At 68.7% G+C, this 18,842-nt stretch carries 20 protein-coding genes; 7 read left to right on the forward strand and 13 right to left on the reverse strand.

The window, feature by feature from the left end; translation table 11 throughout:
* Window positions 1-14: 14 nt before the first annotated feature.
* Window positions 15-953, forward strand: coding sequence for a type I pantothenate kinase (gene coaA, locus ACZY1G_RS06445; protein WP_463815435.1), 939 nt, complete (start codon window positions 15-17; stop codon window positions 951-953).
* Here the strand turns inward: coaA and ACZY1G_RS06450 are convergent.
* The 4 genes from ACZY1G_RS06450 to ACZY1G_RS06465 all read right to left on the reverse strand — a co-directional run bounded on the left by ACZY1G_RS06450 (window position 950) and on the right by ACZY1G_RS06465 (window position 4,147).
* Window positions 950-1,429 (reverse strand): hypothetical protein, encoded by a 480-nt coding sequence (locus tag ACZY1G_RS06450; protein WP_463821921.1) that lies wholly within the window; start codon window positions 1,427-1,429, stop codon window positions 950-952. The two genes, coaA and ACZY1G_RS06450, sit on opposite strands and share 4 nt — an antisense overlap.
* An 84-nt stretch (window positions 1,430-1,513) precedes the next feature.
* The gene (locus ACZY1G_RS06455) at window positions 1,514-1,927 is read right to left on the reverse strand and encodes a hypothetical protein (protein WP_463821922.1); all 414 of its coding nucleotides are present in this window, start codon (window positions 1,925-1,927) and stop codon (window positions 1,514-1,516) included.
* Between the two features lie 69 nt (window positions 1,928-1,996).
* Entirely contained in the window at window positions 1,997-3,346 is a 1,350-nt protein-coding gene (locus ACZY1G_RS06460; RefSeq protein WP_463815432.1) for a hypothetical protein, read from the reverse strand.
* 9 nt (window positions 3,347-3,355) lie between these two features.
* Window positions 3,356-4,147, reverse strand: coding sequence for a (2Z,6E)-farnesyl diphosphate synthase (locus ACZY1G_RS06465; protein ID WP_463815431.1), 792 nt, complete (start codon window positions 4,145-4,147; stop codon window positions 3,356-3,358).
* 55 nt (window positions 4,148-4,202) lie between these two features.
* On the opposite strand from ACZY1G_RS06465, the gene trhA reads away from it, so the two are divergent.
* Entirely contained in the window at window positions 4,203-4,940 is a 738-nt protein-coding gene (gene trhA / locus ACZY1G_RS06470) for a PAQR family membrane homeostasis protein TrhA (RefSeq protein ID WP_463821923.1), read from the forward strand.
* 22 nt (window positions 4,941-4,962) lie between these two features.
* On the opposite strand, the gene ACZY1G_RS06475 is transcribed toward trhA, so the two are convergent.
* Genes ACZY1G_RS06475 through mca form a run of 4 tightly spaced genes read right to left on the reverse strand, consistent with a single transcriptional unit; the run spans window position 4,963 to window position 8,512 of the window.
* Window positions 4,963-5,334: a nuclear transport factor 2 family protein gene (locus tag ACZY1G_RS06475; protein ID WP_463815428.1), complete on the reverse strand. Its 372-nt coding sequence runs from the start codon at window positions 5,332-5,334 to the stop codon at window positions 4,963-4,965.
* A gap of 11 nt (window positions 5,335-5,345) precedes the next feature.
* Window positions 5,346-7,361, reverse strand: coding sequence for a thioredoxin domain-containing protein (locus ACZY1G_RS06480; protein ID WP_463821924.1), 2,016 nt, complete (start codon window positions 7,359-7,361; stop codon window positions 5,346-5,348).
* Complete coding sequence (locus tag ACZY1G_RS06485) at window positions 7,339-7,632, reverse strand: hypothetical protein (RefSeq protein ID WP_463815817.1); 294 nt, start codon at window positions 7,630-7,632, stop codon at window positions 7,339-7,341. Before ACZY1G_RS06485 ends, ACZY1G_RS06480 begins: the two co-directional genes overlap by 23 nt.
* Before the next feature lie 7 nt (window positions 7,633-7,639).
* Window positions 7,640-8,512: a mycothiol conjugate amidase Mca gene (mca, locus tag ACZY1G_RS06490; RefSeq protein WP_463815426.1), complete on the reverse strand. Its 873-nt coding sequence runs from the start codon at window positions 8,510-8,512 to the stop codon at window positions 7,640-7,642.
* Window positions 8,513-8,629: 117 nt separating this feature from the next.
* Here mca and ACZY1G_RS06495 point away from each other — a divergent pair, with 117 nt between their 5' ends.
* The 3 genes from ACZY1G_RS06495 to ACZY1G_RS06505 all read left to right on the forward strand — a co-directional run bounded on the left by ACZY1G_RS06495 (window position 8,630) and on the right by ACZY1G_RS06505 (window position 10,495).
* Window positions 8,630-9,052: a DUF4307 domain-containing protein gene (locus ACZY1G_RS06495; RefSeq protein WP_463821925.1), complete on the forward strand. Its 423-nt coding sequence runs from the start codon at window positions 8,630-8,632 to the stop codon at window positions 9,050-9,052.
* Between the two features lie 271 nt (window positions 9,053-9,323).
* Window positions 9,324-9,818, forward strand: coding sequence for a transcription elongation factor GreA (gene greA / locus ACZY1G_RS06500; protein ID WP_463815424.1), 495 nt, complete (start codon window positions 9,324-9,326; stop codon window positions 9,816-9,818).
* 5 nt (window positions 9,819-9,823) lie between these two features.
* Window positions 9,824-10,495: a GOLPH3/VPS74 family protein gene (locus tag ACZY1G_RS06505; RefSeq protein ID WP_463815423.1), complete on the forward strand. Its 672-nt coding sequence runs from the start codon at window positions 9,824-9,826 to the stop codon at window positions 10,493-10,495.
* Here ACZY1G_RS06505 and ACZY1G_RS06510 read toward each other — a convergent pair.
* The 4 genes from ACZY1G_RS06510 to ACZY1G_RS06525 form a co-directional block, all read right to left on the reverse strand.
* The gene (locus ACZY1G_RS06510; protein ID WP_463821926.1) at window positions 10,492-11,664 is read right to left on the reverse strand and encodes a cystathionine gamma-synthase; all 1,173 of its coding nucleotides are present in this window, start codon (window positions 11,662-11,664) and stop codon (window positions 10,492-10,494) included. The two genes, ACZY1G_RS06505 and ACZY1G_RS06510, sit on opposite strands and share 4 nt — an antisense overlap.
* Window positions 11,665-11,762: 98 nt before the next feature.
* On the reverse strand, window positions 11,763-12,455 hold the full coding sequence (locus ACZY1G_RS06515; RefSeq protein WP_463821927.1) for an RDD family protein: 693 nt from the start codon (window positions 12,453-12,455) through the stop codon (window positions 11,763-11,765).
* 371 nt (window positions 12,456-12,826) lie between these two features.
* On the reverse strand, window positions 12,827-14,221 hold the full coding sequence (locus ACZY1G_RS06520; RefSeq protein ID WP_463815420.1) for a cystathionine beta-synthase: 1,395 nt from the start codon (window positions 14,219-14,221) through the stop codon (window positions 12,827-12,829).
* 29 nt (window positions 14,222-14,250) lie between these two features.
* Window positions 14,251-15,318 carry an alpha/beta hydrolase gene (locus ACZY1G_RS06525; RefSeq protein ID WP_463815419.1) on the reverse strand — a complete coding sequence of 356 codons (1,068 nt, stop codon included), beginning with the start codon at window positions 15,316-15,318 and terminating at the stop codon, window positions 14,251-14,253.
* Between the two features lie 193 nt (window positions 15,319-15,511).
* Between ACZY1G_RS06525 and ACZY1G_RS06530 the strand changes: the two genes are divergently transcribed.
* Together ACZY1G_RS06530 and ACZY1G_RS06535 are read left to right on the forward strand one after the other, a co-directional pair.
* A complete protein-coding gene (locus ACZY1G_RS06530; protein WP_463815418.1) occupies window positions 15,512-16,486 on the forward strand; it encodes an SGNH/GDSL hydrolase family protein in 975 nt (324 codons plus the stop codon).
* Window positions 16,487-16,525: 39 nt separating this feature from the next.
* On the forward strand, window positions 16,526-17,743 hold the full coding sequence (locus tag ACZY1G_RS06535; RefSeq protein ID WP_463815416.1) for an acetyl-CoA C-acetyltransferase: 1,218 nt from the start codon (window positions 16,526-16,528) through the stop codon (window positions 17,741-17,743).
* Between the two features lie 142 nt (window positions 17,744-17,885).
* On the opposite strand, the gene ACZY1G_RS06540 is transcribed toward ACZY1G_RS06535, so the two are convergent.
* Window positions 17,886-18,740 (reverse strand): Bax inhibitor-1/YccA family protein, encoded by an 855-nt coding sequence (locus tag ACZY1G_RS06540; protein ID WP_463815415.1) that lies wholly within the window; start codon window positions 18,738-18,740, stop codon window positions 17,886-17,888.
* Window positions 18,741-18,842: the final 102 nt, after the last annotated feature.

Here is an 18,842-nt window from a genome sequence, read left to right on the forward strand (position 1 = left end):
GCAAGACTGTGCCCATGGCTCGGCTGAGCGAACCCAGCCCCTATGTGGAGTTCGACCGACGTCAGTGGCGGGCACTGCGGATGTCGACGCCGCTGAAGCTGACCGAGGACGAACTGGTCCGGTTGCGGGGTATCGGCGAGAAGATCGACCTGCTCGAGGTCGAGGAGGTCTACCTCCCGCTGGCGCGATTGATCCACCTGCAGGTGGCGGCGCGCCAAACGCTGTTCTCCACCACCGCCGACTTCCTCGGGGAACCGCAACAGAATCCGGACCGACCGGTGCCGTTCGTCATCGGGGTGGCCGGCAGCGTCGCGGTCGGCAAATCGACCACCGCGCGCGTGCTGCAGGCGCTGCTCGCCCGCTGGGAGCACCACCCCCGGGTGGATCTGGTGACCACCGACGGCTTCCTCTACCCCAACGCCGAGCTGTCTCGACGTAATCTCATGCATCGCAAGGGTTTTCCCGAGTCATACGATCGCCGCGCGCTGATGCGCTTCGTCACCGCGGTCAAATCGGGTGTCGACGCTGCGTGCGCCCCGGTGTACTCGCACCTGCTCTACGACATCGTGCCGAGCGAGAAGCAGATCATCGCGCACCCGGACATCCTCATCCTGGAGGGTCTCAACGTCCTGCAGACCGGGCCTGCGCTGATGGTGTCGGACCTCTTCGATTTCTCTGTCTACGTCGACGCGCGCATCGAGGACATCGAGGAGTGGTACATCTCGCGGTTTCTGTCGATGCGGGCCGGGGCGTTCGCCGACCCGGCCTCGCACTTCCACCACTACTCCACGTTGACCGACGAGCAGGCCGTCTTCGCCGCCCGCGACATCTGGCATTCGATCAACCGCCCCAACCTGATCGACAACATCCTGCCGACGCGCCCGCGCGCCACGCTGGTGCTGCGCAAGGACTCCGATCACTCCATCAACCGGCTGCGGCTGCGCAAGCTCTAGTCGCGAGCGCTGATGCGGCGCACGCCCTGGAACTGCAGCTCGGCCATCACCAACGTGTAGACGCCGGTCCCGAGGAACAGCGCCACCCCGGTGGTGGTCAGGGGCAACACCCCGGCCAGCACGATGCAGACCGTGGCGACGCTGAACAGCAGATTGCCGGCGGCCAGCACCACCCCGGCCGTGCGGATCCGCGGCCGTGACGCGAACACCAGCACCACGAGGGCGAACACGACGAACGACGCACCCGTCACGTACTCGATCGTGGGCGTCGTCCCCGACAGCCGGGCGACCGTCGGGGCGAGCGCCAGCAGCGCGACTCCGCTGAGGCCGCTGCACACGGCGTCGGCGCGCATCGCGAAACGCAGCAGCGAGTCGCTCGCCGCGCCGAGGCGGGAGGACACAGTGCCGAGGCGGGAGGACACAGTGCCGAGGCGGGAGGACACAGTGCCGAGGCGGGAGGAAACGGTGCCGGTCATGGGTGATTCCTTTCAGTAGGACCGGTACCGGAGCCGACGCCGTAACCTCTTCCGACGGCGACTCCGGTCCCAGCCATGACGGGGTCACGCCAGGTGGCGCACCCCGAGGTACTGCAGCCACGACAGGCCGATGGTGGCCGCCGTGAACGTCAGCACGAGAGCGGTGCCTGCACCGGTCAGCACCATCGCACCGGTCACGAGGACGGTGACGACCGCGGCGACGAACAGCGCGTTACCGACCAGGACCGCGACGCCCACATGCCGGATGCTGCCCAGCCGTGCGGCGCTGTACAGCAGCGCGCCGTATCCGACCAACGCGGCGCCGGCGAGCCACCCGACCGTTGCGCTCACCCCTGTCAGCCGGCCGAGCGGATCAGCCGCCATCGCGGCGAAGAGGCCGACCCCGCCGCAGAGTGTGGCGTCGGCGCGCAGGGCGAAGCGCAACAGCTGGTCGTCGGGGCGGCTCGCCCCGGCGGCGCGGTGGGTGATGGCGGTCATGACACTGACGGTGCGCCGATGTCGGTGCCAGATCGACACCGAATGCTGCCAAGTGCTGCCAACCGCAGGTCAGCGCACGTCGACGAGGCTGCTCTTGAGGTCGGTGGCGATGACGCGCGCGGCGGCGTTCTGCCAGTTGTGCAGGGAGCGCTGCGGTACCTCGGTGGCAAGCCACTGCCACGCGCGGCGCGCCACCGGGTCCAGACCGGCGGCGGTCGCGTTCTGCGCGTAGGCGCGGACGCCGACGACGTACGGGAAATAGAGGGCGTTGTAGTGCCGCCACGCCTCGGTGGTGCCGAAGTCGTTGCCGTCGCGGGGTTTCAGGCCGGCGATGCGCTCGGCCAGCAGCGCACGCAGTTCGTTGGCGCGTTCCAGCGGGTGACCGGGCGCCCCGCGCCGGGCGAGCCGCTCGTCGATGATCGGCAGCGCGGTCAGCGGGCTCGCGACGAGCTTGGACAAGTCGGCGTAGTGGCCGAGGGCGCGGCGGGTGACGCGGACGAACGTCTCGTCGTCCATGTCGTCGAGGGGGCCGGCCGCACGCCGCGGCAGCGCCGCCTCGGTGCTGCGCAGCGCCGCGCGCTCGGCGCTCAGCGCGGGGGTCCGCGAGAACGCGAGCCGGTCCAGCAGTCCCGCGAGCGGGTCGGCCAGCACGTTGACGGTGATCGCGATCGCGAGGCTGGTGAACAGCAGCACGACCAGCGTGACGCCCGGCCCGGAGGCGGCCACGCCGAGCAGCACCTGGCCGCCGAACAGCACCGCGACCGCCGCGGTGCCCAGCGCCGAGCGCAGCATGTCCTTGCGCAGCGCCTGGCCCTCGTCGAAGGCGTCGCCCAGAGCTACCGCCATGCCGAGCAAGGCGACGTCGACGCCGGTCGAGGCGAGCGCGAGCCAGCTGGGGACCAGACCGAGCGGGATGACGAGGATCGCGTTGCCGAGTGCGAAGAACAGCGTGGCGACGACGACGAACCCGACGACGGGCCGAGGCTGGTGGCGGCGCAGGACTGCGGCCAGCAGCGCGCCGACGGCAGGAACTGAGACCGCGGCGAACAGCACCCAGTGACCGAGCCGCAGCGGCCCCTCGACGTCGCCGGCCATCGCGGCTCCGATCACGGCGACGACGGCTGCCGCGGCGACGAGCGCGGCCTCGCGGGCGCGACCGCGTGCGCAGTCCCGCGGGCGTGACATCTCCAGCAGCACCGCGAACCAGGCCACCCCCGGCACCGCGACGAGGTACACCTCGAGCCGGCCGAGCGCGTCGACACCGGCGCCTACGCGCACGGCGTCTAGCGCGACGACGGCCGCGAAGCCGGTCAGACCCACCGCGGCGAGCACCAGCACCGGTTTGCGCGGGTCACGGGCCAGCAGATAGAGGCCCAGCCACCAGCTCAGCGCGAACACCGCGGCGGACAGGCCGAGCATCACGGCGCCCTAGCGTCCGTAGCGCCGATGCCTGGCGCTGTAGTCGCGCAGCGCCCGCAGGAAGTCGACCCGCCGGAATTCCGGCCAGTAGGCCTCGGTGAACCACATCTCCGAGTAGGCGCTCTGCCACAGCAGGAACCCCGAGAGCCGTTGCTCACCCGAGGTTCGGATCACCAGATCGGGGTCGGGCTGGCCCGAGGTGTAGAGGTTCTCCGAGATCGCTTCTGCGGTCACGGCTTCGATCAGCTGGTCCCCCGTGGCGCCGTTGGCCAGCTCCTTGCTCAACAGGGCGCGGACCGCGTCGACGATCTCCTGACGGCCGCCGTACCCGACGGCGACGTTGACATGAAAGTGGCCACCGTTGCCGTCGGTCGACTGCACCGCCTCGCGCAGCCGGCGGGCGGGCTCCTGGCCGATCAGCTCGAGATCGCCGACCGTGCGGACACTCCACTGATTGGCCGGCGCGCAGATCTCTTCGACGACGTCGGTGATGATGTCGATCAGCGCTGCCAACTCGTCGGCGTCGCGCTGCAGGTTCTCGGTGGACAGCAGGTAGACCGTGGCCATCTCGATGCCGGCTTCGGCGCACCAGCGCAGCATCTCGGCGATCCGCTGCGCGCCCGCGCGGTAGCCGAACGCGACGTCGTCGTGGCCGAGCTCACGGGCCCACCGCCGGTTGCCGTCGCACAGCACGGCGATATGGCGCGGGAGCTCGGATTTCTGCCGGGACAGCTCCTGTCGCAGCCGCAACTCGTAGAGCCGGTAGGCCGGTTCCTTGAGCCGCCGCGGAATGAGGTCCACGATGATCCAGACTACTGTGACCGATGGATTGTCCACGCCAGTCAGCGGAGGTGAAATGCCGACATCTCTGGAGCCTTGGTACACCGCCGACACGCCACGGGAACCCGAGGATCTGCCCGAGGCCGTCGCAGAAGGTGTCGCCCAATTCCTGGGCAAGCCGCGGCTACGCGGATGGATCCACGTCTACTCCGCGGTGATCGCCGTCATCTGCGGAGCCACGCTGGTCGCGGTGTCGTGGTCGATGAAGTCGACCCAGGCGGGAGTCGCGACGCTCGTCTACACGCTGACGATCGTCGCGATGTTCACGGTCAGCGGGACCTACCACCGGGTGAACTGGACGTCGAAGACCGCGCGCACGTGGATGAAACGTGCCGACCACTCGATGATCTTCGTGTTCATCGCGGGCAGCTACACGCCGTTCGCTGTGCTGGCGCTGCCCCAGCACAGCGGTGAGGTGCTGCTGTGGATCGTGTGGAGTGGCGCTCTGGCCGGGGTGCTGCTGAAGATGTTCTGGCCGTCGGCGCCGCGGTGGGTGGGGACGCCGCTCTACATCCTGTTGGGCTGGGTGGCCGCGTGGTTCATCGGGCCGATTCTGCAGGGCGCCGGGGTGGCAGCGGTGGTGCTGCTGATCGTCGGCGGCGCGCTCTACAGCATCGGCGGTGTGCTCTATGCGCTGAAGTGGCCGAACCCGTGGCCCACGACGTTCGGCCATCACGAGTTCTTCCACGCCTGCACGGCCGTCGCGGCGATCTGCCACTACGTCGCGATGTGGTTCGCCGTCTACTCCGGCTGAGGTCCGGCTGAGGTGTGGCCCCCTACAGCGGGGTGATGTTCTCCTGGCTCCAGTAGGCCTTCATCGACGTGATCTTGCCGTCGCCGTCGAACACCATGACCTCGATGGGTTCGATGCGCATCGCGCCGCCGACGTTGATCGCGAACATGAACGCGGCCTCGTGCCCACCGGCGCGGAACGTCAGCAGCTCGGTGGTGATGTCGTGATCGCCTTCCATTCCCTTGTAGAACCCGGCGATCGCCTGTCGGCCGATGTGCACTTCCCCGCACCCGACCGGGTCTTCCAGAGTGGCGTCCTCGGCGTAGAGCGCGGCGACGTCCTCGGCAGTGCCGGTGGCGACCGTGTCGAGGTAGCGCTGGACGAAACCGTGCAGGACATCGGGCTCGAAGCTCATGAGCCGCAACGCTACACGGACGGCTTCAGCGCGGCAGCGAGTTCGCCGGCCGTGCGAACCGGCAGATCGCACATCCGCCCGCGACACACGTAGGCGGCATCCTCGGGGTCGTCGATGCCGCCCATCTGCGGCCGGTCCCGCAGCAGTTCCGACGTATCGACCGGCCCGCCCACGACGATCGCTCCCCCTGGCGCCAGCGCGCGGGCGGCCCGCAGCAGATCCGACGTCGCCGGGTCGACGCACGACACCGCGATCTGGATCGGACCACGCACCGCCGCCTCGGCGACCGCGAGCCAGTGTCCGGCCGACCGGGGCGCCCGCGCCAGCAGCGGCGCGGCCGTCGCGAGCGTGGTGTCGAACGCGTCGCCGTAGCGGTTCGCCCTGTCGGCGGGAGCGAGGTGCGCGGCCAACATCAGCGCCTCCGCCATCGACGACGCCCCCGACGGCGTAGCCCCGTCGAACGGATCGGCGGGCCTCATCAGCAACTGCTCTGCGTCGTCGGCGACGTCGTAGAAGCGGCCCGGGCGGTCTGGATCGGCGAAGTGGTCCAGCGCGACGTCGAGCATTTCGGTGGCGGCGTCGAGCCAGCGTTGCGCCCCGCTGACCTGGTGCAGCGTGAGCAGGCCGGTGGCGAGGGCCGCGTGGTCGTCGAGGATGGCCGCGCTGGGGCCGACGACACCACCGAGGCTGGTGCGGCGCAGCCGGCCGTCGCGCACGTGCAAATCCAGCAGGGCGTCCGCGCAGGACGCGGCCGCGTCGATCAGCTCGGGTTCGGCCAGCGCGACGCCCGCCTCGCACAGTGCCGTGATAGCCAGCCCGTTCCACGCGGTGACGACCTTGTCGTCACGCTCGGGTTGCGGCCTTTCAGCGCGCACCGCGCGCAAGGTCTTCCGCACGGCATCGAACCGCGCCGCATCGGTCGGCTCCGCGCGCAGCTGCAGCACCGACGCACCGTCCCCGAAGGTGCCGTCGTCGGTCACGACGAAAAGCGCTGCGGCCCAGTCCGAGTCGTCACCGAGTGCGTCGCGCAGCTGCGCGGGAGTCCACACATACGTCGATCCCTCCCGTCCCGCGGCGTCGGCATCCAGCGACGAGACGAACAGGCCATCGCGGCGCAGATCGTCGAGCATGAACATCGCGGTCTCGCGAGTCACCCTGCGCGCCAGAGGATCACCGGAGAGCCGCGCCCAGTGCGCATAGACTCGCAGCAGCAACGCATTGTCGTAGAGCATCTTCTCGAAATGCGGCACCACCCACGCCTCGTCCACGCTGTAGCGGGCGAAGCCGCCGGCGAGCTGGTCGTAGAGGCCGCCGCGCGCCATCGCCTCACACGCGCGGGCCACCGCTGCGGGCGCCGCGTCCGTGCCGGTGCGTTCGTGGTGGCGGAGCAGCGCTTCCAGCAGAACCGACGGCGGGAATTTCGGCGCCCCACCGAACCCGCCGTGCGCCGTGTCCTCGTCGGCGAGCACCGCCTCGACCGCGCCGTCGCACAGCTCCGCGGTCACCGGGGCGCCCCCGGGCAGGCCGGTGGTCATCGTCTGCAGTTCGCCGGTGATGTGCTGCGACGCCTGCTCCACCTCGGCGCGCCGATGACGCCATGTCTCGCTCACGGCCGAGAGCAATTGCAGGAACGTCGTTTTCGGGTAATAGGTGCCGCAGAAGAACGGTTGGCCGTTGGGGGTCAGGAAGCACGTCATCGGCCAACCGCCCTGCCCGGTGAGGGCCACCGTGGCGGCCATGTACACCGCGTCGAGATCGGGGCGCTCCTCGCGGTCCACCTTGATGCAGACGAATCCGGCGTTGGCCACCGCGGCCACCTCGTCGTCAGCGAACGACTCGTGGGCCATCACGTGGCACCAGTGGCACGCCGCGTATCCGATCGACAGCAGGATGGGCACATCGCGGGCGGCGGCCTCGGCCAGCGCCTCGGCACTCCACTGCCGCCAGTGCACCGGATTGTCGGCGTGCTGGCGCAGATAGGGGCTCAGCGCCGCCCCGAGGGTGTTACGGCCCGGCGTCGGGCTCACGACGCGCCACCGGATCGGCCGGGTTGCCCGCGGCCAGGTCGGGATCGGCGTCCGGGGCACCCGTGTCGACACCACCCTCGGTGCCGTCGGCGTCGGTGTCGAACGAGGCCGGCACCTTCTTCAGGTGCCGATTCATCGACCACACCAGCCCGAAGACGGCGATGAGCAGCAGCACGATCACGATGAGGCCGAACGGACTCGCTTTACCGAAGTCGGGTCCGCTCTGCTGCGGCGGGTTCTGGGCCAGGATGTCGACGGCCAGCGCGGTCATCATCAGCTCAGTTCCGTCCCTCGATGCCGGTGAACAGGTCGGTCTCGGGCAGCGACACCGGGACGCGGGACCGGGCGAGCTCGAACTCCTCGGTCGGCCACAACCGCTGCTGCCACTCCATCGGGGTCGTGAAGAAGAAGCTCTTCGGGTCGATCTGGGTGGCGTGCGCGAGCAGCGCCTCGTCGCGCTGAGGAAAGTACTTCGCGCATTCGATGCGCGTGGTGACCCGCTTGTCGGCCAGGTCGATCTCCGGATCCCAACTCTCGAGCCACTTCGCGAACGGACCCTCCTGGCCGTTCCTGGCGAACTCGTCCTGCAGCACCTGCATGCGCTGCCGCAGGAAACCGTGGTTGTAGTAGAGCTTGTGGGTCGCCCATGGGTCGCCGGCGTCGGGGTAGAGCAGGTAGTCGGCAGCCGCCTCGTACGCCGCGACCGACACCTTGTGGCACATGATGTGGTCGGGGTGCGGGTAGCCGCCGGTCTCGTCATAGGTGGTCATGACGTGGGGCTTGAAGTCGCGGATCACCCGGACCAGCGCCTCGGTGGGCACCTCGAGCGGCTCCAGCGCGAAGCAGCCCTCCGGCAGCGGCGGCAGGGGATCACCTTCAGGCAGACCCGAGTCGACGAAGCCCAGCCACTGGTGCTCGACGCCGAGGATCGCGGCCGCCTTGGCCATCTCCTCGCGGCGGATCTCGTCTATCCGGCCGTGCACCTCGGGCAGATCCATCGCCGGGTTCAGGATGTCGCCGCGCTCCCCGCCTGTCAGCGTCACCACCATCACCCGTACGCCCTCGTCGACGTAGCGGGCCATCGTCGCCGCACCCTTGCTTGACTCGTCGTCGGGGTGCGCGTGCACGGCCATCAACCGCAGTTCGCTCAACAGTTCCCTCTTAGCTGCTCACCTGGATGGACACTCACGGTCAGGTTCAACAGAACCGACACGTCCTATAGTTCCAGTCCTAGTACACGTATCCGAACGACGGGCATGCAAAACGAGATGATCGACAGGCCCCTGGACCGATACGGCACCCCGCAGCGCAGTCGGCGCACCCGTCGCTGGCTCGTCATCGGCTTGTTCGTCGCGGTGGTCGCGCTCGGTGTCGCGATCGCCGCGGTGGCGTTCAACCGGCTGGGCTCCCCGGAGGTGAAAGGCGAGCTGGGCGGGTACCGCGTCGTCGACGACCGCACGGTGGAGGTGACGGCGAGCATCACCCGCGACGATCCGTCCCGGCCGGTGGTGTGCATCGTGCGGGCCCGCTCCTACGACGGTGACGAAGTGGGCCGCCGCGAGCTCCTGGTTCCACCGTCGACGGCGGAAACCGTGCAGGTCAGGACGACCGTGACGACGTCTCGGCCGGCGGTTGTCGGGGACGTGTACGGGTGCGGCACCGACGTGCCGTCCTACCTGGTCAGCGGGTAGACCGACCACCGTCCGGGCTTGCGATCGGACACTGCGCAACCAACCGCGGACTGCGAAAACATGAAAATCGGGTAGCCGCCCGGTGCTATCATGGGCCAGTACACGGTTCCTGCTGGAGCCGTGTATTGCTGCATTTGAGCGCCGTTACGACGACGGCGGTTGTGGCAATACACGCTGATACACATTGGTGCCTCAGCACCGCCCCAGCACCGTGCCCGAGAACTTTTCACGCACACAGCGCTGAAAGCGACGACGACAGGAGCGCGCCGACATGACTGACACCCAGGTCACCTGGCTGACCGAAGAGGCGTTCGACCGGCTCAAGGCCGAACTCGACCAGCTGATCGCCAACCGCCCCGTCATCGCGGCCGAGATCAACGACCGCCGCGAAGAAGGCGATCTGCGTGAGAACGGCGGCTACCACGCCGCTCGCGAGGAGCAGGGTCAGCAGGAAGCCCGGATCCGCCAGCTGCAGGAGTTGCTCAACACCGCCAAGGTCGGCGAAGCACCGAAGCAGTCCGGCGTCGCGCTGCCCGGTTCGGTCGTCAAGGTCTACTACGACGATGACGAGAGCGACACCGAGACGTTTCTCATCGGGACCCGTCAAGAGGGCGTCACCGACGGCAAGCTCGAGGTGTACTCCCCGAACTCTCCGCTCGGCGGCGCGCTGCTCGACGCCAAGGAAGGCGAGACGCGGACCTACACCGTGCCCAACGGCAACACCGTGAAGGTCACGCTGGTCTCCGCGGAGCCTTATCACGGCTGACCGGCGTGGCGCAGATCGCTGAAGAGCTGTTTCTGCTCCTGGTCGACAACGCGTCCGGCGAACCCGGTCTCGACGAGCCGAGGCGGGCTCACGCGCTGGCCGCGGCCACCCTGCTGGACATGGCATACGCCTGCCGGGTGCGCCCGACGGTCGACGGTGAACCGGCCCCGCCGGGGCATCTGATCGCGCTCGACGCGGCCGGCCCCGTCGATCCGCTGACGGCGAAGGCACTGGACTATGTACGCAGGGCCCCGCGGCGACCCGGCCAGGCGATCAAGGTGGTGGGCCGGTCCGCGGAACGCCTGCTGGCCGAGCACCTGGAGCGAACCGGCCAGATCCGTCGCGTGACCGGGCGCTCGGGCGCGCTGCGACGGCGCGCGAGCACGTCGCTGACCGATCGCCGCCGCGTCGGTCCGACCCGCGATGCGCTGATGGCGGCACTGTTCGAGCGCAGACCGCCGAGCGCGGCCACCGCGGCGACGATCACGGTGTTGCACGCCGCCGACGGGCTCGGCGCGCTGCTCAGTCTCAACGACCGCGGCTGGCGTTGGGTGCACGCCAGAGCTGGTGAAATCGCCAGCGGCAGTTGGCTCGACGAGTCGCCGACGGGGCTGGCCGAGGTCAACCTGGCGGTCACCGCGTCGGCTGTGCGCCAGGCCTTGGCGGAGCTGACCTAAGCGAGAGCCTGCTCGACGTCGCCGAGCAGATCTGCGATGTCTTCGATGCCGACCGACAGGCGCACCAGGTCATCGGGCACCTCGAGCTGCGAGCCGGCCGTCGAGGCATGCGTCATCGCCCCCGGGTACTCGATCAACGACTCCACCCCGCCGAGCGACTCGGCCAGGATGAAGATGTCGGTGCGCGCGCAGAAATCGCGCGCGGCCTGCGGCCCACCCTTCAGGCGCGCCGACACCATTCCGCCGAACCCGCTCATCTGCTTGGCGGCCACGTCGTGGTGGGGATGATCTGCCAGCCCCGGGTAGAGAACGGTCTCCACTGCGGGATGCCCGGCGAGGAATTCGGCGATGGCAGCGGCATTCTCGCTGTGGCGCTGCATCCGCAGCGGCAGCGTCTTGAGCCCGCGCATCGTGAGGTACGCATCGAACGGGCCCGGCACCGCGCCGGCCCCGTTCTGGAGGAAAGCGAATGCGTCGTCGAGAGCCTCGTCATTGGTGACCAGCGCGCCGCCGACCACATCGGAGTGCCCGCCGATGTACTTGGTGGTCGAGTGCAGCACGATGTCGGCGCCGAGCGGCACCGGCTGCTGCAGTGCGGGTGAGGCGAAGGTGTTGTCCACCAACACTTTCACGCCGCGTTCCGCGGCCAGCGACGCGATGCCGGCGATGTCGGCGATCGACAGCAGCGGGTTGGTCGGCGTCTCGACCCAGATCAGCTTCGTGCGATCGGTGACGGCGGCGCGCACCTTGTCCAGATCACCGAGTGCGGCCGCGGTGTAGCTGATTCCCCACTGCGCGAACACCTTGTCGATGAGCCGGAACGTGCCGCCGTAGGCATCGTCGGGGATGACGAGGTGATCCCCCGGCCGCAGGATGGCGCGCAGCGCGCAATCGGTGGCGGCCATGCCCGAACTGAACGCGCGGGCGTAGGTCGCGGATTCGACCGCGGCCAGGGCGGACTCCAGCGCGGCGCGGGTCGGATTCCCTGTCCGCGCGTACTCGAAGCCGCCGCGCAGCCCTCCGACACCGTCCTGGGCGAACGTCGAGCTGGCATAGATCGGGGTGTTGACCACGCCGGTGGCGGGGTCGGGCCGGTAGCCGGCGTGGATGGCTTTGGTGGCCGGTCCCAGTGCCCGGAAATGCTCGGATGCGCTGCGGTGCTCGCTCATGCTGCAACGGTAGCGCTGCCAGCCGTATCGCTCGGCACCCGGCACCTGGCTCGGCGACCGGCGTCGGCGCAGCTGCGCCGACGCCGGACCCCAAGGCTTCAGTAGTGGTGCGTCGGCTGCTGCCCGTGCTGCCCCTGCGGGGTGGCCGGGACACACACCGTGGTCATGATCTTGTCGGCGAGCGTCTGCCGCTTGGCATCCCACAGCGGGAACAGGTAGCCGATGTAGCAGATGATCGCGTCCACGAAGTGAGCCAGCTGGCGAACCACGGACAGCCCGAAACCGATGGGCTGAAACGTCTTCTCGCTGACGACCTTGAACTTCATCACCGACTTGCCGATGCTCGAGCCCGTCGTGCCCTGGCGGTAACCGTAGTTCCACACCACGTAGGCGAGGGTGAGCACCGACGCCAGGAACGACACGAGCGTGCCGACGACGGAGTAGCTCGACGTACAGGCGTATCCGCCGTTGATGTTCTCGCAGTTGTTGTCACCGGTGAGGATCGCGATGCCCTGTCCCAGCCCGACGATGATGAACACCGGGATGTAGTCGATGAACCACGCGGCAACGCGCGTCAACCACGACGTGTATGCATCCTTGGGCAGCGCGGGCGCCGCCTGCGGGTAGCCCTGTTGCTGAGGAGGAAAGCCGCCGGGCGGGTAATTGCCTTGCGGCGGAGGCGGATAGCCACCGGGCGGGGGCGGCGGGGTGTAGCCGCCCTGGGGGGTCGGCTGGCCGCCAGGGGGCGGGTATCCACCAGGGGGCGGGTATCCACCCGGGTTGTCAGTCATCGTATCTTCCTCCTCGGCTCAGTTGGGTGGAGCGACATGGTGTTACGACATGGACGAGAGCGCGCAGATGACCACCGATGATGCGCCGAAAAACCCTGGCTGACAACTGATTCCGTCGGCGAGCCCGTCAACAGCGGACGCCCCGCTGTCACAGGCCATCGAGCGGGCACCCAGCACGATCGGGGATCAGGCCGCGCCACAACCGATCCCGCGTACCGCGAGAACGGCGAATCGCCGACTCGAGGCGGGGACAGTCGAGACCCCGGCGGTTGATCGCTCATGGCGCCTTCCAGTCTGTTTCTTAGCTGGCAGCAAGCGAGATCACCATACCTGAGAGAAGGCTGCGAGCAGCGGTTTTACCCGCTGTGAGGTCAGCGGCGCGTGCTGCTGTCGGAGAGGTAACCGAGCAGGTCATGCCGGGTCAGCACACCGACCGGCTTGCCCTCTTCGACCACCATCACCGCATCGCACTCGCGCAGCGTCTTGGCCGCCGTACTCACCAGTTCGCCAGCACCGATCAACGGCAACGCCGGGCTCATGTGTTGGCTGACGGCGTCGGCGAGCTTGGCGCGGCCCTCGAACACGGCCGAGAGCAGCTCGCGTTCGGAGACACTGCCTGCCACCTCGCCCGCCATCACCGGGGGCTCGGCACCGACCACTGGCATCTGGGACACGCCGTACTCCCGCAGGATGCCGATCGCATCGCGGACCGTCTCCGCGGGATGGGTGTGCACCAGGTCCGGCAGCGCCCCGGACTTGCCGCGCAGCACGTCACCCACCGTCGACTCCGAGACCGAACCGTCGAGCCTGCTGCGCAGGAACCCGTAGGAGGACATCCAGCCGTCGTTGAAGATCTTCGACAGGTAACCGCGGCCGCCGTCGGGCAGCAGCACGACGACCAGGGCGTCAGGCCCCTCCCGCTCGGCCACCTGGATCGCCGCGTAGGCGGCCATCCCGCACGACCCACCGACCAGAAGCGCTTCCTCGCGCGCCAGCCGCCTGGTCATCTCGAACGAGTCGGCATCCGACACGGCGATGATCTCGTCGGGCACCGCGGGGTCATAGGCCGTCGGCCAGAAATCCTCGCCGACACCCTCCACCAGATACGGCCGCCCGGTCCCGCCCGAATACACCGAACCCTCCGGGTCCACGCCGACGACCTTGACCCGGCCGTCGCTGATCTCTTTGAGGTAGCGGCCGGCACCGGTGATGGTTCCGCCGGTACCCACGCCGGCCACGAAGTGGGTGATCTTGCCGTCGGTGTCGGCCCAGATCTCCGGCCCGGTCGACTCGTAGTGGCTCTCGGGGCCCATCGGGTTGGAGTACTGGTCGGGCTTCCACGCCCCGTCGATCTCGGTCACCAGCCGGTTGGACACGCTGTAGTAGCTGTCGGGGTCGTCGGGTGCCACGGCTGTCGGGCACACCACGACCTCGGCGCCATAGGCCCGCAGCACGTTCTGCTTGTCCTCGCTGACCTTGTCCGGGCAGACGAAGATGCATTTGTAACCGCGCTGCTGAGCCACCAGCGCCAGACCGACCCCGGTGTTGCCGGACGTCGGCTCGACGATGGTGCCGCCCGGCTTGAGCTGGCCGCTGGCCTCGGCTGCGTCGATCATCTTGACCGCGATGCGGTCTTTCGAGCTACCGCCCGGGTTGAGGTACTCGACCTTGGCCGCCACCGTGCCCGACCCGGGGGGAACCACCGAGTTCAGTTGAACCAGAGGGGTGTTGCCGATGAGCTCACTGACGTGCCGGGCGATGCGCATGCGTCCATCGTCTCAGGCCCGTCAGGGGACTACCAGGTGGCCTCTCGGATGTACTCGCCGATCTGCTTGATCGACCGGTTGGCCTCGGGAACGGCAGGCGAGCCGAGTTGGAAGACATGCATCTGGCCGGGCCAGATGCGCACCTCCACCGGCACCCCGGAGGCGGCGAGCAGACGCGCCGCTTTGCGCGCGTCACTGAGCAGGACCTCCGACCCGGAGACGTGGATCAGGGTGCGGGGCAGGCCCGGCTCGATGTGATCGAGCGGTTCGTAGATCTCCTCGGGCTTGCCGTTCACGACCCGTTTCGCTCCGGCCTGCTCGATCAGCTCGATGAGCGCGTGAAAAGCCTTGGGCGGGAACATGACATCGCTGCGGATGTTGGGGTGCTCGGCACGTCCCTCGTTGTCGATCTCGAACAGCGGCGACATCGTGACGACGGCCGCGGGCGTCTCGGTGTATCCCTCGAAACCGTCGAACTGCAGACGCTCGGCGAGCGAGAGCGCGAGGTAACCGCCCGCGGAGTCGCCGGCGAGGACGATCTGGTCGGGCTCGTAGCCCGTCTCGCGCAGCCAGCGGTAGGCGTCGAAGCAGTCGTCGAGCGCGGTGCCCACCGAGTGCTTGGGGATCATCCGGTAGTTGACGACGAGGACGGGGGCATCGGCGTATCGCGACAGTGCGGTGACCAGGCGGCCGTGGGTGTGCACGCCGCACGTCAGGAACGCACCGCCGTGCATGTAGAGGACGACGCTGCGCTTGCCGTCCGCGGGCAGGACACCTGCGGCCCGCACCAGCTGTGCCGTGCAGTGGGGCAGCGCGATCGTCGCGCGGACCGTGCCGGGGACCGGGCGGATGACGCGGGCCGCGAAGTCCACCAGCCCCCAGGGCCACGGCAGCTTGGGGGCGTAGCTGCCAACGGAGAGGAACGGCTTGATGGTCGCCCTCGCGGCCAGACCCATGACGCGTCCTGCGATGCTCGGGCCGTCCTCGACGACCTCGACCGGCGCCCCGTCGCTGACCGGGAAACGGCGCGGTTTGTGCCCTCGACCTGGCCGGACACCCAGATGGGCAGTACTGGGGACCTTGCTCGGTGCCGTCATCGCCACCACTTCCTACGCCGTTGTAGTACGGGATCAGCCAAGATACTCAGACAAGCTCGTTACTTAGCTTGACACCTGTAACCATTATCACAATCGTTTAAACGCGATTGATACCGGAGTTGATACCGCACCGTGACCGCGGATTCCGTCGCCCTCCCGCTCGCCCGCCGATCGGCCACCTAAACTCGCTCTCGTGGGCTTCAGCCGCCGTGCTCCTCACGTCCGCCGGTCGACCGTCGCGCTGGCGGCGGTCGCAACGCTGGCGTCCACCGGATCGGTCTACGTCGGCGCCCGCAACCTGCTGACCGGACAGGCCGATCAGGCCCGCCGCGTCATCCCCAAATCCTGGGACATCCCACCCCGCGCCGACGGCGTCTACCTCCCCGACGGTGGGCCGGTGACGCGCTGGTACCGCGGCGTGCCGTTCGACCTGCACCTGATGATCTTCGGCGACTCCACCGCCACCGGCTACGGATGTCGGACCGCCGACGAGGTGCCGGGCGTGCTGCTGGCCCGCGGCCTGGCGAAGGAGTCGGGTAAGCGCATCCGACTCAGCACCAAGGCGATCGTCGGCGCGACGTCGAAGGGACTGTCCGGTCAGATCGATGCGATGTTCGTCGCCGGTCCGCCGCCGGACGCGGCGGTGATCATGATCGGCGCCAACGACATCACCGCCCCCAACGGCGTCGGGCCGTCGGCGCGGCGGCTGGGCCGCGCCGTAGCGCGGCTCCGCAGCAGCGGCGCGGTCGTCGTCGTCGGTACGTGCCCCGATTTCGGTGTGATCAAGGCGATTCCGCAGCCCCTGCGCTGGGTGGCGCGCAGCCGTGGGCTGCGGTTGGCGCGCGCTCAGGCCGGTGAGGTCCGGGCCGCAGGCGGCGTGCCGGTGCCGTTCTCCGATCTGCTGGCACCGCATTTCTACAAGGCGCCGGACGAGCTGTTCTCACAGGACATGTTCCATCCATCGGCCGCGGGTTACTCCTTGGCCGCCCAGCAGCTGCTGCCCGCGCTGTGTGCCGCGCTGGGTGAGTTCGTCGGCAGCGAACCCGCTGAAGCGGCTCTGGAATCCCGCTCGGGTGAGGGCTCGCTGCTGTCGCGGATCGGCAACCTCGGGCGGCTGTGGCGCCGCTCCACCGGGGTGCCCGCGCCGATCGTCGTGGCTGCGAGCTAGGTTCACAGACACGTTCTCGCTGTCTACCGAGGAGTCCTCATGCCCGAAGCCGTCATCGTCGCCACCGCCCGCTCCCCCATCGGCCGGGCCAACAAAGGCTCGCTGGTCTCGATGCGTCCCGACGACCTGGCCGCCCAGATGGTCAAGGCCGTTCTCGACAAGGTTCCGGCGCTGGACCCCCGCGAGATCGACGACCTGATGCTGGGCTGCGGCCAGCCCGGCGGTGAGGCGGGATTCAACATCGGCCGCACCGTGGCGGTGCAGCTGGGCTACGACTTCCTGCCCGGCACCACGGTCAACCGGTACTGCTCGTCGTCGTTGCAGACCACGCGGATGGCGTTCCACGCGATCAAGGCCGGGGAGGGTGACGCATTCATCTCCGCCGGTGTTGAGACGGTGTCGCGCTTCCTCAAGGGCACCTCTGACGGCTGGCCGGACTCGAAGAACGAGCTGTACGCCGACGCGATGGCCCGCACCGAGCAGGCTGCCGCAGGCGCCTCCGAGTGGCACGATCCCCGCGAGGACGGCCTGCTGCCCGACGTGTACATCGCGATGGGCCAGACGGCGGAGAACGTCGCACTGTTCACCGGGATCAGCCGTGAGGACCAGGACCACTGGGGCGTGCGGTCGCAGAACCGCGCCGAGGAAGCCATCAAGAGCGGCTTCTTCGAGCGCGAGATCACCCCGGTCACGCTGCCCGACGGCACCGTCGTCACCACCGACGACGGCCCGCGGGCCGGCACCACCTACGAGGCCGTCAGCCAGCTGAAGCCGGTGTTCCGGCCCAACGGCACGATCACCGCGGGTAATGCCTGCCCGCTGAACGACGGCGCGGCCGCGGTCGTCATCATGAGCGACACCAAGGCCAAGGAGCTGGGGCTGACCCCGCTGGCGCGCATCGTGTCGACCGGCGTGTCGGGTCTGTCGCCGGAGATCATGGGCCTCGGCCCGATCGAGGCCGTGCGCAAGGCGCTGGCCAGCGCGAAGATGTCGATCTCCGACATCGACCTGTACGAGATCAACGAGGCGTTCGCAGTGCAGGTGCTGGGCTCGGCACGCGAGCTCGGCATGGACGAGGACAAGCTCAACGTCTCCGGTGGCGCTATCGCGCTCGGGCATCCGTTCGGCATGACGGGCGCCCGGATCACCGCCACGCTGCTGAACAACCTCGCCACGCACGACAAGACCTTCGGCATCGAGACGATGTGCGTCGGCGGAGGGCAGGGCATGGCGATGGTCGTGGAGCGCCTCTCGTAGTTTTGCGGCCGTGCCGCGCCGCGAGAGTGAAGTCACTGTCGCGGCGCGGCGCGTTTCGCTGCCGAGGCAGCACCTTCGCGGCGCCTCACGCCAACCAAAAAGGGCGCCCACCTTTCGGTGAGCGCCCTTCTCGGTGCGATGACTAGTCGTTGTTGAAGTAACTCAACAGCCGCAGGATCTCGAGGTAGAGCCACACCAGGGTGACGGTCAGACCCAGCGCGATGCCCCACGCCGCCTTTTCCGGCGCACCAGCGCGGATCATCTGGTCGGCCGAGTCGAAGTCGATCAGGAACATGAACGCCGCGAGACCGATGCAGACCAGCGAGAAGATGATCGCCAGCGGGCCGCCGCTGCGCAGGCCGAAGCCCTCACCGCCGCCGACGCCGAACAGCGCGAGCACCAAGTTGAGCAGCGCGATGGCCATCACGCCGAACAGGGCGGCGACCAGCATGCGGGTGAACTTCGGGGTGACGCGGATGGCGCCCGTCCTGTAGACGACCAGCATGCCGGCGAACACGCCGACTGTGCCGAAGACCGCCTGGGCGATCATGCCGGGGCCGCCGCTGGAGACCAGGTTGGCGAACAGGAAGGATGCCGCGCCCAGGAACAGCCCCTCGAGCGCCGCGTACGACAGCACGATGGCCGGGTTGTCCTGCTTGCGTCCGAACGTCGCGATCATCACCAGCGCGAAGCCGCCGAGGCCGCCGATGAGCGTGAACGGCATCATCAGGCCGATGTTCTGCGCCACCAGGAAGTAGGACAGGACACCGACCGCCGTGACCACGGCCAGGGTGATACCGGTGCGGGTGACGACGTCATCGATGGTCAGCGGACGGGAAACACCCGTCTGACGCTGATCCGGGTACTGCGTCGTGTACGGGTCGGCCTGTACCGCCTGCGCGCCGTAGCCGGCGGCTGCGGTACCGAACTGCGCGTATCCGCCCTGCTGCTGCCCCTTGGGCAATGAGCGGAATACCGGGTTGCTGCTTTCGCGCACCGTCGGTTCCTTTCCTGATGTCGTGTTTCGGCCTGTGCCGAACAACCGTTGAACGATCGACGCGCCGGGACAGTTCCCGAGAATCGAATCTGTTCCCAGCCT

It is taken from the genome of Mycobacterium sp. IDUB_5 (genome assembly GCF_055419565.1).